The organism is Psychrobacillus sp., from assembly GCF_032154225.1.
In the GTDB taxonomy this organism is placed as follows: domain Bacteria; phylum Bacillota; class Bacilli; order Bacillales_A; family Planococcaceae; genus Psychrobacillus.
The window spans coordinates 19,752-31,793 of record NZ_JALDYF010000006.1 but is presented as its reverse complement, the minus strand read 5'-3'; the positions used below and the strand labels follow the sequence as shown (position 1 = coordinate 31,793).

Below are 12,042 nucleotides of genomic sequence, written 5' to 3'. Positions count from 1 at the left end.
TTTCCTACCACAATATGGCGTGATTTTCAAAAAAATAATTCTTTTGATATACATTTTCGACTTTCTTATTTAATCTTTCACCAAATTAACCAAATTTTATACATAAAAGTCCTTTATTCATTGTTATATTTGTAATAATTGAAGGTTTTAATAAATTCACGCTGTCTTAATTTCAAAAAAAACGTCAAGAAGTTAGAACTTCTTGACGTTTTTTGTTTCTTTAATTATCTCCAAACGCTCGAAATAATATTTGTTTGAGTACGATCTGGTCCTACTGAGAAAATAGAAATTTGTACTCCTGTAAGTTGAGAGATACGTTCTAAATAATGACGAGCAGTTTCTGGTAACTCATCAAGTGATTTACAACTTGTAATGTCTTCGCTCCAACCTGGCAGTTCTTCATATACTGGTTTACATTCTGCAAGCATACGAAGATTTGCTGGATACTCCGTAATTAATTCTCCCTTATACTCATAAGCTGTACAAATTTTAACGGTTTCTAATCCACTCAAAACATCAATCGAGTTTACTGTTAAGTCCGTTAAGCCACTAACACGGCTAGCATGTCTAATAACTACTGTATCAAACCACCCAATCCGACGTGGTCTTCCTGTTGTTGTTCCATACTCTTTTCCGACTTCGCGGATTTGATTGCCAATTTCATCAAAAAGTTCAGTTGGGAATGGCCCATCTCCTACACGCGATGTATAGGCTTTGCATACTCCAACTACATGGGAAATTTTTGTTGGACCAACACCAGCACCTATTGTAACTCCTCCAGCAACAGGATTAGAAGAAGTAACAAATGGGTATGTCCCTTGGTCAATATCAAGCATTACACCTTGTGCTCCTTCAAATAGTACGCGGCGTCCTTCATCTAATGCATCGTTTAACACTTTTGAAGTATCTGTTACATATTGTTCAATCTCTTGACCGTAAGCATAAAATTCTTCTAAAATTTCTTCCACAGTAAAGCCTTCTGTTTCATAAAACTTCTCGAACAATCTATTTTTCTCGGCTAAATTCAGTTCTAATTTTTCTTTGAACACTTCATAATCCAACAGATCAGCAATTCGAATGCCAATACGTGCAGCTTTGTCCATATAAGCTGGACCAATCCCTTTACCCGTTGTTCCGATTTTGTTTGCCCCTCTACGCGCTTCTTCCTTTTCATCTTGTTTAATATGATAAGGAAGAATTACATGTGCTCGGTTAGAAATGCGTAGATTTTCTGTAGTTACACCACGATCATGCAATCCTTTTAGTTCTTTCACTAGCGCTCTTGGATCTACAACCATGCCATTTCCTATAACAGAGACTTTATCTTTGTAAAAAATACCTGAAGGAATAAGGTGAAGCTTATATGTTTCTCCTCCAAAAATAATTGTATGCCCCGCATTATTGCCGCCTTGGTATCGTGCAATTACTTCTGAATTCTCGGATAGAAAGTCTGTAATCTTTCCTTTTCCTTCGTCTCCCCATTGTGTACCAACTACTACTACTGATGGCATTCCCAACACCTCCGTCAGACATATATATGTCCTGATTAAAATCAGTGTAATTGTAACAAGAAATTAATGGAAGGTCAATAAATTTAGCAAAAAAACACGAACATATAAATGATACATTCATTTATCGTTCGTGTTTATTGTTATGCTGGAGGAGATTGATGCTGACTCCAGTCTATATTTACAAATTTATTGAATTCCTTCACGAATGCTAATGTAACAGTTCCTGTTGGACCATTACGCTGCTTCGCAATGATTATTTCAATCATGTTTTGATTTTCAGTTTCTTTATCATAATAATCTTCTCGATATAAAAACGAAACAATATCCGCATCCTGCTCAATAGAACCTGATTCACGTAAATCGGACATCATTGGTCTTTTATCTTGTCGCTGCTCCACTCCACGTGAAAGCTGTGATAATGCTATAACTGGTACTTTTAATTCACGTGCTAACCCTTTAAGTGAACGCGAAATTTCAGAAACCTCTTGTTGACGGTTTGCTTGTCCACCACTGCTACTTCCTTGGATAAGCTGTAAGTAATCAATCATAATCATACCTAAGCCGTGTTCCTGTTGTAGGCGGCGGCATTTGGAACGTATTTCATTTACACGAATACCAGGAGTATCATCGATAAAAATTCCTGCATTCGATAAGCTTCCCATTGCCATTGTCAGCTTGCGCCAATCTTCTCCTTCGAGTGATCCTGTACGCAGTACTTGTGCATCAATATTTCCTTCTGCACAAAGCATACGCATTACTAACTGCTCTGCTCCCATCTCCAAACTAAAGATGGCTACATTTTCGTCCGTTTTTGTTGCTACATTTTGAGCAACATTGAGGGCGAAAGCTGTTTTCCCTACAGATGGACGTGCTGCAACAATGATTAAGTCGTTTCGTTGGAAACCAGCCGTAATGCGATCCAAGTCACGAAATCCTGTTGGAACTCCTGTTACATCGCCTTTTCTTGTGTGAAGTTTTTCGATGTTATCATATGTTTCCACTAATACATCTTTTATATGCTTAAAATCACCAACATTTTTTCTGCTGGCAACTTCCATCATTTTTCGTTCAGCTTCTGATAATAAAGCCTCGACTTCATCTTCTCTTGTAAATCCATCCTCTACAATTGTAGTGGCTACACGAATTAATCGGCGTAAAATTGATTTTTCTTCAACAATTTTTGCATAGTGACTAATATTTGCTGCGGTCGGAACACTATTTGCAATCTCGCTTATATAAGAAATACCACCGACATCTTCTAATTCTTTTTTCGCAGATAATTCTTCCGTTACAGTAACAACATCAATTGCTTTTCCTTGATCACTTAATCGAATCATCGTTTGAAAGATAATTTGATGTGCAACTCGATAAAAGTCTTCCGGCATTATAATTTCTGCTGCATTTATTAATGCTTGTGGTTCTAAAAATATAGCTCCAATGACAGATTGTTCAGCTTCTTGGTTATGCGGGGGCACACGGTCCAACAATGGATCGCTCATTTACCTCTCTCCTTACGCTTCTTCTGTTACATGTACTTTTAATGTTGCCATTACTTCTTGATGAAGTTTAACAGGTACATCTGTGTATCCAAGTGCACGAATAGCATCTTCTAAGTCCATTTTACGTTTATCAAGTTTAATACCAGATACTTTTTCTAATTGTGCTGCAATTTGTTTTGTTGTTATTGAACCAAACAAACGACCATCATTTCCTGATTTTGCTTTTAGTTCAACAGTTAGCTTTTCTAAAGTTTCTTTTAGCTTCTTAGCTTCAGCTAGTTCTTCTGCTGCTTCTTTTTCTGATTTTTTCTTTTGTCCTTCTAATGCACTTATAGCTGCTTGGTTTGCTTCCACCGCTAGATTATTTTTTAGTAAAAAGTTATGTGCATATCCATCTGCAACATTTTTTATTTCTCCCTTTTTACCTTTTCCTTTTACGTCTTTTAAAAATACTACTTTCATTCTGATTTTCCTCCTTCAAGTGTCTCTTCTATCGCTTGTTTTAGCATTTCTATTGCTTCTTCTATTGTTACATTTTCTAGTTGGCAAGCTGCATTTGTTAAATGACCTCCGCCACTAAGCTTCTCCATAACTAGCTGTACATTTATGTCCCCAAGAGATCTCGCGCTTATCGCTAAAGACGAATCACTTTTCCGTCCAACGACAAATGAAGCACTAACATCATTCATCGTTAGTAGTATGTCAGCAGTTTGAGCAAGTAGAACTTGACTGTAAGATACATTTTCAGGTCCATGACCAATGGCAATACCTTCTTTGAAAAATTCAACCGTTTGAACGATTTTAGAACGCTCAATATACGTATCTATATCCTCTTTCAACAATTGTTGCACAAGTACTGTATCCGCACCAAAAGTGCGTAAATAGGATGCTGCTTCAAACGTTCTAGCCCCTGTACGTAGTGTAAAGCTTTTCGTATCAACAATTATGCCTGCAAGCATTGAAGTAGCCTCTAACATATTAATTTTCTCATTTTTCGGCTGATACTCAATCAATTCTGTTACAAGCTCTGATGTCGATGAAGCATAAGGCTCCATATACACAAGCATCGTAGGAGAGATAAACTCTTCTCCTCTTCTATGGTGGTCAATAACAACAATTTTTTCTGCTTTTTGAAGTAACTTTTCTTCAATTACTAAACTTGGTTTATGTGTATCGACAACGACTAACAACGTTTTATCGGTCATTTTATTCATCGCTTCTTCAGGCGTTATAAAATGTGAAAACAACTCTGGTTTTTTCTTGATCTCAGCCATTAATCGAAGGACACTCTTGTCTAGCTCATTAAAATCAATAATGACATAACCTTCAACTTTATTCATTTCAGCCATTTTTCTTACTCCAACAGCTGCTCCAATTGCATCCATATCAGGCATCCTGTGTCCCATAACAAAAACCTGGTCACTATCTTGGATCAAATCACGAAGTGCATGGGAGATAACCCTTGCGCGGACTCGCGTTCTTTTTTCCACTGGATTTGTTTTCCCACCATAAAATTTCACTTTTCCACTTGGTTGCTTAATCGCTACTTGATCGCCACCACGTCCTAATACTAAGTCAAGACTAGACTGTGCTAACTCTCCAAGCTCGACAAGCGACGTTGAACCTGCACCTACCCCAACACTCAAAGTAAGTGAGAAGCCAAATTTAGAAGTCGTTTCTCTTATATCATCTAGTATAGAAAACTTACTTTTTTCCAATTCTACTAAAATAGATTCGTTATAGACGGCTAAAAATCGATCCGAGGATATCCGTTTTACATAAATACCGTACCGTGCTCCCCAATTGTTTACACAAGATGTCACTATGCTATTTAGCTGTCCTCTTGTTTGATCGTCCATTCCTTGCGCTATTTCATCATAATTATCAATAAACAAAACAGCTATTACCGTACGGTCACCATAATACAAGGATTCCATTTCTACTTGTTCTGTAATGTCAAAGAAATAAAGAAGCTTTTCTTCTGCCTTATAAAATACTTTGTAGTCCTTATCATCTAAAGAAATAGTCATTTCTTTTGAATCTTCTTGCTTCAAGAGCTGTTGAAAATCCTTAGATATAGAAACAAGCCCCTCACCAATAATCGTATCGAATGGAAGCTTTTGTGTCATATACGGATTTGCCCATTCAATGACATATTGATCATTAATCAATATGATCCCTATAGGCATTTCTAAAAGTGCTTCCTCGCCGACTTTTTTCATTCGGTAAGAAAGTGTTTCAATATGTTTTTCTGTTTCTTCATACACTCGCTGCTCAAGTATCCATGAATAAATAGACACTCCTATAACTAACAAAGCAAATAGTAACCCGACTAATATATTGCTAGACAGAAGTAAATAGGATGCAACTACACCGAGTAGCATAAACAAAACGAGTGGATATCGAATTGGTCGTTTTCTAAAAAAAGACGCCACTTGATCAGCTCCTTATTTTTTGTACCTGTCTTCCAAAAACTTTCTTACCTTAAATCCAAGGTCAAATACACCTAATATTATAGTAAACGTAAATAACGGTACTGAAAGAAGCGTCGCAAGTACAGCAGCCCATTTTGGCCAACCTTGTATATAAAAATAATAATGAATTAACGAAACCCCTTGTAAAAATAGGAGTATCCTCAAAATGAGCATTGCATTCACAACAGCCACATAACCAAACGTTCCAACATCAAAAGAAACGAAAAGAGAGAAGATGGATACGATTAAATAATACCACAACACTGCTTTTGGTAGTCTAAAATTCATAAACTTAGAAAACTTTGGAACTGGCACTTTTAATTTTTTCAATAAAAACAAATTAATCGTCAAAATAACGAATACAAATACAGCTACGAAAGCAATAAAGTAAAATGGCATGCTTGCTTGAATAGCCAGCAAACTACTAGCAACCATTTCATTGTAGGCTTCTGGTAATTGTCCAACTGCAGACATAATTTTCCCTGTTTGTTCGTAGTATATTTTAACTGACTCTAAAAGTTTCTCCAAAACGTTCACGTTCAGTACTAAAATTGAAATTATGTATAACCCAGTAATCATGAATAACCAAGAAATAATAGAAGCCATTAACATATATAGCTTTGACTTCTCGTTTCGTATAGAATCACCTATGATAAAACCTAATACTACTAGTAGCAGCGATAAAACCACACCTACAACGCCAGCAATAATATAAGATATTGCTACGCTCATTATTGCAAGAACTATGGCATATTTTCGTTCAAATTGAGAGCTATACAAAGCAATTGGTATGGAGACAATAGACAGCGTAAGAAAACCTACGAATGGAACGTATAATGAAAATGCCATTATAATTGCAAATAGCGCAATCATCATGATTCCAGATGTTATAAACTTTGTTTGATTCGTTTGCATAAAGGACCTTCCTTCGTTGTAATCATCTATCCATTGTAACAGATTTCAACTACAACTAAAATTCCTATCACTTACGATTAATCGTTTAAGTAAAATTGGTTATAAAAAAAAAGACCGGTTTCCCGGTCTTTTCCATGTATATACTTATCTCTCTTCAGTAGAGAATGGTAGTAATGCCATAATACGAGATACTTTGATAGCTCGTGTTAACTTACGTTGGTACTTCGCACTAGTTCCTGTCACACGACGTGGAAGAATTTTCCCACGTTCTGACACGAATTTTTTCAACAAATCTACATCTTTATAATCGATGTGCATGATATTGTTTGATGTGAAGTAACAAACTTTACGGCGTCTTTTGCCTCCGCGACGTGGTGCCATATTTGGTTGCCTCCTTTTCGATTAAAGTAAACATGCTAAGTGATGCTTTTTAGAATGGTAAATCGTCATCCGATACTTCGATTGGCCCACTACTATTAGAAAAAGGATCCTCATCTACACGTGTATAGTTTTGCTGATTCATTGGTTGGTTTTGCTGATATGAAGGTGTTGAAAATTGCTGCTGTCCGTTGCCACCAGATGATTGTCCACCTTGGTTACGTTCTCCAGAGCTATTACGTGGTTCTAAGAACTGAACGCTGTCTGCAACAACGTCTGTCGTATAAACACGTTTTCCATCTTGTCCTTCATAACTACCCGTTTGAATGCGACCTTCGACTCCAGCTAAACTTCCTTTTTTTAGGAAGTTCGCTGTGTTTTCAGCTTGCTTTCTCCAAACGACACAGTTGATAAAATCAGCTTCTCTTTCACCCGATTGGTTGGAGAATGTACGATTTACAGCTAGTGTAAATCTTGCCATTGCAACACCACTTGGTGTGTAGCGAAGTTCCGGATCTTTTGTTAGTCTTCCAACTAAAACGACACGGTTAATCATCAGTAAACAACCTCCCTCGATCAGCTTTTTTAGTCAATTTTATTTTTTTGCTTTAACTTTAATATCGTCGATACGAACAGCAATGTGACGGATAATGTCTTCATTGATGTTAGCTAAACGTGTATACTCATCGATTGCTTTTGAATCAGCATTTACTTTAACGATTTGGTAGAAACCTTCACGCAAGTCATTGATTTCATAAGCTAAGCGGCGTTTACCCCACTCTTTTGCTTCGATGATTTCTGCACCATTTGAAGTTAAGATTTCTTGGAAACGCTCTACTAAAGCTTTCTTTGCATCTTCTTCAATTGCTGGTTGAATAATGTACATTAATTCGTACTTTCTCATCTATTTACACCTCCCTATGGTCTTTGGTCAACTGTTGCCAGTCGACAAGGAGCAAGTAATATCATTACTCACATCCATGAATTATACCACAGTGCATTCCTAACTTCAATAACTAAGTTCCTTTATTTTCTCTATTCATGTATATTTATTTTAAATGGAGGTGTCATTGATGGGACAGAAAGATAATATCTTTTCAATCATTGAAATTGATTTAAAAAAAGTCGGTTGGTCAAGTTTTATTATGACCATTGTATTATCCTTCGTAGGCATGCTAATTTACACGTTACTTTATAGCACCTCTGAATTTAGTTTTACTTTTCTAGATATTTTATTCTTCCTCATCGGATATGTAGTACTTATATTTCTGCATGAATGTTTTCATTTAATTGGATTTTGGTTTTTTGGTAAAGTCCCTTGGAGTAGTGTGAGTTATGGCATTAATCTTAAACTAGGGGTTGCATATGCAACTACTTCTCTTCCTTTACCAAATCACGCTATGAAGAAAGCCTTACTATTACCATTTTGGACAACCGGAGTTGCTCCAATGGTGATTGGATACTTGATTGGATCACCGTTGCTCATAATTTTAGGTGCCTGGTTAATCGCGGGAGCTGCAGGAGACTTTGCTATGTACAAAGAATTGCGTAAGTACCCTTCTGATGTATATATTAAAGATGATCCAGAGAAACCCAAATTATACGTATTAAAAAAGAGTTAGCAATAGATATCGCTAACTCTCTTTTTTATACGTTAAAACGGAATAACATAACATCTCCGTCTTGTACAATATATTCTTTTCCTTCTAAACGAACTTTACCTGCTTCTTTTGCCAATGCCATAGAACCCGTAGAGACCAAATCATCATAAGCAACCGTTTCAGCTCGAATAAACCCTTTTTCAAAATCTGAGTGAATAACTCCTGCACATTGAGGTGCTTTCATCCCTTTTCTGAATGTCCACGCGCGCACTTCTTGTACACCCGCAGTAAAATAAGTAGCAAGCCCAAGTAGTGAATAAGAAGCTTTGATTAATTGATCTAAACCAGACTCCACTATTCCTAACTCTTCTAGGAACATTGACTTCTCATCATCTTCCAGCGCAGCCATTTCTTCTTCAATTTTCGCACAAACAACAATTACTTGTGCTCCTTCTGCAGCTGCAAACTCACGTACTTTTTGCACATACTCGTTTTCCTCAGAGGCCATAATATCATCCTCTGATACATTCGAAACGTATAGCATTGGCTTCACTGTTAATAAATGAAGTCCCTTTACAACACGAAGCTCTTCTTCTGTAAAGTCAACTGAACGACCTGATTGTCCTGCTTCAAAAGCTTCTTTCAAACGGACAAGAATTGGTTCTTCTACCATTGCGTCTTTGTCTTTTTGTTTCGCCATTTTAGAAACACGTGCTAAACGTTTATCTACGCTCTCTAAATCCGCCAAAATTAACTCTAAGTTAATTACTTCTATATCAGAAATTGGATCTACTTTCCCAGATACATGTGTAATATTGTCATCTTTAAAACAACGAACTACCTGACAAATTGCATCTACTTCACGAATATGAGCTAAGAACTTATTTCCAAGTCCCTCACCTTTACTAGCTCCTTCTACAATCCCTGCAATATCTGTAAATTCAAATGCAGTTGGAACTGTTTTCTTTGGAGTTACTAGTTCTGTTAATTTATCTAAACGTGCATCTGGAACTTCTACTATACCTACATTCGGATCTATCGTTGCGAATGGATAGTTAGCTGCAAGTGCTCCTGCTTTTGTAATTGCATTAAACAATGTGGATTTCCCTACGTTCGGTAATCCTACGATTCCTGCCGTTAACGCCATGTATGACACAACCCTTCTTTTTAGTTAAACCTATCAATTTTATATAACCTGTTCATTATATTGATTTCAATGTTAAAAGTCTATCCTTACTCTGTTTCAGTTTGAACAATACGCCTTTTCATCTTTTTTTCAAATTCTTTTCTTGGTATGAGCACGCTATGCTGACAACCTTCACACTTTATCCGAATATCTGCTCCCATTCGTATAATCTTCCACGCATTTGTACCACAAGGATGTTGTTTTTTCATTTCGACAACATCATTTAATTGAAATTGTTTATTTTCCATTTCATTCACCTACTTATTTTTACTTTGTTAAACAAATGTTTGGGATTATGAAATTTTAACGCCTTTTTGTTCAAGAAACTCTTTTAAATCTCTTCGTACTTCTCTAGCAACAGCACTTTGTTTCGTTGGAATAGTCTCTGCTGCGATTCTAACTACAATACCTGATGCATCGAAGCTTTGTACTCCTAAGAAACTTGGAGGCTTCACAAGTTCTTCGTATTTACTCGGTAAAACTTGTAGAAACTCACCAATATTTTTTTCTAATGCTTGAATATCAGTTGCTGCGGAAACATTAATATCGATTAAAGCTAATGAATTATATATGGAATAATTAATAACAACTAAAATACTTCCATTAGGAATAATATGAAGCTCTCCTGTATAACTTTTCACTTTCGTTGTACGTAAACCAATTTCCTGTACGATCCCATTTGCTTGACCAATTTGTACTTGATCACCGACTGCAAACTGATCTTCAAACACGATAAAAAAACCGGTAATTACATCTTTCACTAAGCTTTGTGCACCGAAACCTACTGCAAGACCTACAATTCCAGCTCCTGCTAACAGTCCTTTAATATCTATACCAAACGTTGGCAAAATCGCTAAAATAGCGGTGAAATAAACAACATAAGATAGAACGTTTTGTAATAACTTTAGTAAAGTATTTTGTCTGCGCTCAGAATATGCCAAAGGACTCTTCTGTTTCATTAAAAATACTCTTGCTATTACCTTCTTCCCCACTCTCACAACTAATGCTGTTAACAGTAATATAAAAACTACTTTAACAACTTCAGTACCTAAGTCTATCCACGTATCTTCTTTGAATAAGTACATAGATACCTTTTCCCACATAATGTTTAGATTTTTAAAATCCATTGTCCACCTCGCTGAATAAATAAATTCTTACTTGCATATACTATGTCAAAAAGAGAGTGAGTCTATATATGAATTCTAATGCGGCATTGATTCAAAATCCATCTACTATCTATTATAAAGAAACAGGTGTTATTTGGCGATTAAGCAACTACTTTTTAGAACAAATTCCTTTTAACCACCCCAACTTAGTGTTTTGCTGCATTGGAACCGATCGCTCTACAGGCGATGCACTCGGGCCCATGACAGGTTCATTTTTAACTCAACTATTTTCGTTTCCATTCCAGATCGTTGGTACACTCGATAATCCATTGCATGCTTTAAATATTGAGGAAATTACAAAAGAATTAAACAACTCGCCTGATAAACCTTATATTATCGCTATCGACGCTTGCTTAGGTAATGTAAATAATATTGGGCAGATTATTATTCATCCTGGTCCACTTTATCCCGGAAAAGCGGTAAAAAAAGAATTGCCCCCAATTGGAGAAATATCGATTAAAGCTGTAGTAAATATCGGAGGATTCATGGAGTACAATGTTTTGCAAAGTACTCGCCTGAATATTACTTACGAGATGGGTAAAGTCATTTCACGTTCATTACTTCTAGCATGGCATCGCTACAACTTAAAAGGTATAAATAAAAGCAACGGCAACCCCAACAACAACTAAACTTGGAAGAAGATTAGCTACTCTAATTTTAGTCAAACCTAATAAGTTTAATCCAATTGCAATAATCATAATCCCTCCAGTAGCTGTCATTTCTTGAATAAACAATTCAAGTGCAGCTTCTGGAATTAGTTTTGTTATCTGTGTAGCAAATAAAGCAATCAAGCCTTGATAAATCGCAACTGGTATAGCCGATAACAACACACCTATACCTAATGTTGCAGAAAGTATAATAGAAGTAAATCCATCAATTATGCCTTTACTTATTAATAATTCGTGATCATTTTGAAGCCCACTATTCAATGCTCCAAGTACTCCCATAGCTCCAATAACAAATATTAATGTACCTGTTACAAATCCTTGAGCAATACTTCCACCTTGTGCCTTAGCTCCAAATTTACTCTCTATAAAATGTCCAAGTCTATTTAGTCCTTTATCTACGTCAATCCATTCTCCTATTACCCCGCCAAGAACTAAACAAATAATCACAACAACAAAACTGCTACTCTCAAAACCCATTTGAATCCCCATAACAATCACAGCAATACCAATTGCATTCATGACTGTTTGTTTCATATTCTCTGGAATGCCCTTTAAAAGCCTCCCTATAATAGACCCTATAACGATTAACACTGCATTTATAAGAGTTCCTAGTAAAACCATAACGACATCCTCATCCTTTAGTT

The 12,042-nt window shown here is 36.2% G+C and carries 14 protein-coding genes; 2 read left to right on the top strand and 12 right to left on the bottom strand.

All coding sequences use genetic code 11. The annotated features are described in order from the left end of the window. Nucleotides 1–224 precede the first annotated feature (224 nt). The 8 genes from RUH95_RS09980 to rpsF all read right to left on the bottom strand — a co-directional run bounded on the left by RUH95_RS09980 (nucleotide 225) and on the right by rpsF (nucleotide 7,681). On the bottom strand, nucleotides 225–1,511 hold the full coding sequence (locus RUH95_RS09980; RefSeq protein ID WP_313892720.1) for an adenylosuccinate synthase: 1,287 nt from the start codon (nucleotides 1,509–1,511) through the stop codon (nucleotides 225–227). Between the two features lie 140 nt (nucleotides 1,512–1,651). Next, complete coding sequence (gene dnaB, locus RUH95_RS09975; protein ID WP_313892719.1) at nucleotides 1,652–3,010, bottom strand: replicative DNA helicase; 1,359 nt, start codon at nucleotides 3,008–3,010, stop codon at nucleotides 1,652–1,654. A 12-nt stretch (nucleotides 3,011–3,022) separates the two neighbouring features. Next, on the bottom strand, nucleotides 3,023–3,472 hold the full coding sequence (gene rplI, locus RUH95_RS09970; RefSeq protein ID WP_313892718.1) for a 50S ribosomal protein L9: 450 nt from the start codon (nucleotides 3,470–3,472) through the stop codon (nucleotides 3,023–3,025). After that, nucleotides 3,469–5,445, bottom strand: coding sequence for a GGDEF domain-containing protein (locus tag RUH95_RS09965; RefSeq protein ID WP_313892717.1), 1,977 nt, complete (start codon nucleotides 5,443–5,445; stop codon nucleotides 3,469–3,471). Before RUH95_RS09965 ends, rplI begins: the two co-directional genes overlap by 4 nt. A 12-nt stretch (nucleotides 5,446–5,457) precedes the next feature. Further along, the gene (locus RUH95_RS09960) at nucleotides 5,458–6,399 is read right to left on the bottom strand and encodes a YybS family protein (RefSeq protein ID WP_313892716.1); all 942 of its coding nucleotides are present in this window, start codon (nucleotides 6,397–6,399) and stop codon (nucleotides 5,458–5,460) included. A 144-nt stretch (nucleotides 6,400–6,543) separates the two neighbouring features. Next, the gene (gene rpsR, locus RUH95_RS09955) at nucleotides 6,544–6,780 is read right to left on the bottom strand and encodes a 30S ribosomal protein S18 (protein WP_313892715.1); all 237 of its coding nucleotides are present in this window, start codon (nucleotides 6,778–6,780) and stop codon (nucleotides 6,544–6,546) included. Between the two features lie 49 nt (nucleotides 6,781–6,829). After that, the gene (gene ssb / locus RUH95_RS09950; protein WP_090567345.1) at nucleotides 6,830–7,333 is read right to left on the bottom strand and encodes a single-stranded DNA-binding protein; all 504 of its coding nucleotides are present in this window, start codon (nucleotides 7,331–7,333) and stop codon (nucleotides 6,830–6,832) included. A 39-nt stretch (nucleotides 7,334–7,372) separates the two neighbouring features. Then, complete coding sequence (gene rpsF / locus RUH95_RS09945; RefSeq protein ID WP_090567343.1) at nucleotides 7,373–7,681, bottom strand: 30S ribosomal protein S6; 309 nt, start codon at nucleotides 7,679–7,681, stop codon at nucleotides 7,373–7,375. A gap of 169 nt (nucleotides 7,682–7,850) precedes the next feature. Between rpsF and RUH95_RS09940 the strand changes: the two genes are divergently transcribed. Beyond that, the gene (locus tag RUH95_RS09940) at nucleotides 7,851–8,399 is read left to right on the top strand and encodes a DUF3267 domain-containing protein (protein WP_313892714.1); all 549 of its coding nucleotides are present in this window, start codon (nucleotides 7,851–7,853) and stop codon (nucleotides 8,397–8,399) included. Between the two features lie 25 nt (nucleotides 8,400–8,424). Here the strand turns inward: RUH95_RS09940 and ychF are convergent, their stop codons facing one another. The 3 genes from ychF to RUH95_RS09925 all read right to left on the bottom strand — a co-directional run bounded on the left by ychF (nucleotide 8,425) and on the right by RUH95_RS09925 (nucleotide 10,691). Continuing rightward, a complete protein-coding gene (gene ychF, locus RUH95_RS09935; protein ID WP_313892713.1) occupies nucleotides 8,425–9,525 on the bottom strand; it encodes a redox-regulated ATPase YchF in 1,101 nt (366 codons plus the stop codon). Between the two features lie 86 nt (nucleotides 9,526–9,611). Continuing rightward, nucleotides 9,612–9,812, bottom strand: coding sequence for a DUF951 domain-containing protein (locus tag RUH95_RS09930; RefSeq protein ID WP_313892712.1), 201 nt, complete (start codon nucleotides 9,810–9,812; stop codon nucleotides 9,612–9,614). Nucleotides 9,813–9,857: 45 nt separating this feature from the next. Beyond that, complete coding sequence (locus RUH95_RS09925; protein ID WP_313892711.1) at nucleotides 9,858–10,691, bottom strand: mechanosensitive ion channel family protein; 834 nt, start codon at nucleotides 10,689–10,691, stop codon at nucleotides 9,858–9,860. Between the two features lie 68 nt (nucleotides 10,692–10,759). Between RUH95_RS09925 and yyaC the strand changes: the two genes are divergently transcribed. Continuing rightward, nucleotides 10,760–11,359 carry a spore protease YyaC gene (gene yyaC, locus RUH95_RS09920; protein ID WP_313892710.1) on the top strand — a complete coding sequence of 200 codons (600 nt, stop codon included), beginning with the start codon at nucleotides 10,760–10,762 and terminating at the stop codon, nucleotides 11,357–11,359. Here yyaC and RUH95_RS09915 read toward each other — a convergent pair. Then, a complete protein-coding gene (locus RUH95_RS09915) occupies nucleotides 11,315–12,019 on the bottom strand; it encodes a DUF554 domain-containing protein (RefSeq protein WP_313892709.1) in 705 nt (234 codons plus the stop codon). The genes yyaC and RUH95_RS09915 overlap by 45 nt on opposite strands. Between the last annotated feature and the right edge of the window lie 23 nt (nucleotides 12,020–12,042).

Excerpts from the sequence above, each read along its gene's own strand:
- ychF (WP_313892713.1), bottom strand. The coding sequence starts at position 9,525 with ATGGCGTTAACGGCAGGAATCGTAGGATTACCGAACGTAGGGAAATCC.
- RUH95_RS09940 (WP_313892714.1), top strand. The coding sequence starts at position 7,851 with ATGGGACAGAAAGATAATATCTTTTCAATCATTGAAATTGATTTAAAA.
- RUH95_RS09930 (WP_313892712.1), bottom strand. The coding sequence starts at position 9,812 with ATGGAAAATAAACAATTTCAATTAAATGATGTTGTCGAAATGAAAAAA.
- rplI (WP_313892718.1), bottom strand. The coding sequence starts at position 3,472 with ATGAAAGTAGTATTTTTAAAAGACGTAAAAGGAAAAGGTAAAAAGGGA.
- rpsF (WP_090567343.1), bottom strand. The coding sequence starts at position 7,681 with ATGAGAAAGTACGAATTAATGTACATTATTCAACCAGCAATTGAAGAA.
- RUH95_RS09915 (WP_313892709.1), bottom strand. The coding sequence starts at position 12,019 with ATGGTTTTACTAGGAACTCTTATAAATGCAGTGTTAATCGTTATAGGG.
- yyaC (WP_313892710.1), top strand. The coding sequence starts at position 10,760 with ATGAATTCTAATGCGGCATTGATTCAAAATCCATCTACTATCTATTAT.
- RUH95_RS09960 (WP_313892716.1), bottom strand. The coding sequence starts at position 6,399 with ATGCAAACGAATCAAACAAAGTTTATAACATCTGGAATCATGATGATT.
- dnaB (WP_313892719.1), bottom strand. The coding sequence starts at position 3,010 with ATGAGCGATCCATTGTTGGACCGTGTGCCCCCGCATAACCAAGAAGCT.
- RUH95_RS09980 (WP_313892720.1), bottom strand. The coding sequence starts at position 1,511 with ATGCCATCAGTAGTAGTAGTTGGTACACAATGGGGAGACGAAGGAAAA.
- ssb (WP_090567345.1), bottom strand. The coding sequence starts at position 7,333 with ATGATTAACCGTGTCGTTTTAGTTGGAAGACTAACAAAAGATCCGGAA.
- RUH95_RS09925 (WP_313892711.1), bottom strand. The coding sequence starts at position 10,691 with ATGGATTTTAAAAATCTAAACATTATGTGGGAAAAGGTATCTATGTAC.
- rpsR (WP_313892715.1), bottom strand. The coding sequence starts at position 6,780 with ATGGCACCACGTCGCGGAGGCAAAAGACGCCGTAAAGTTTGTTACTTC.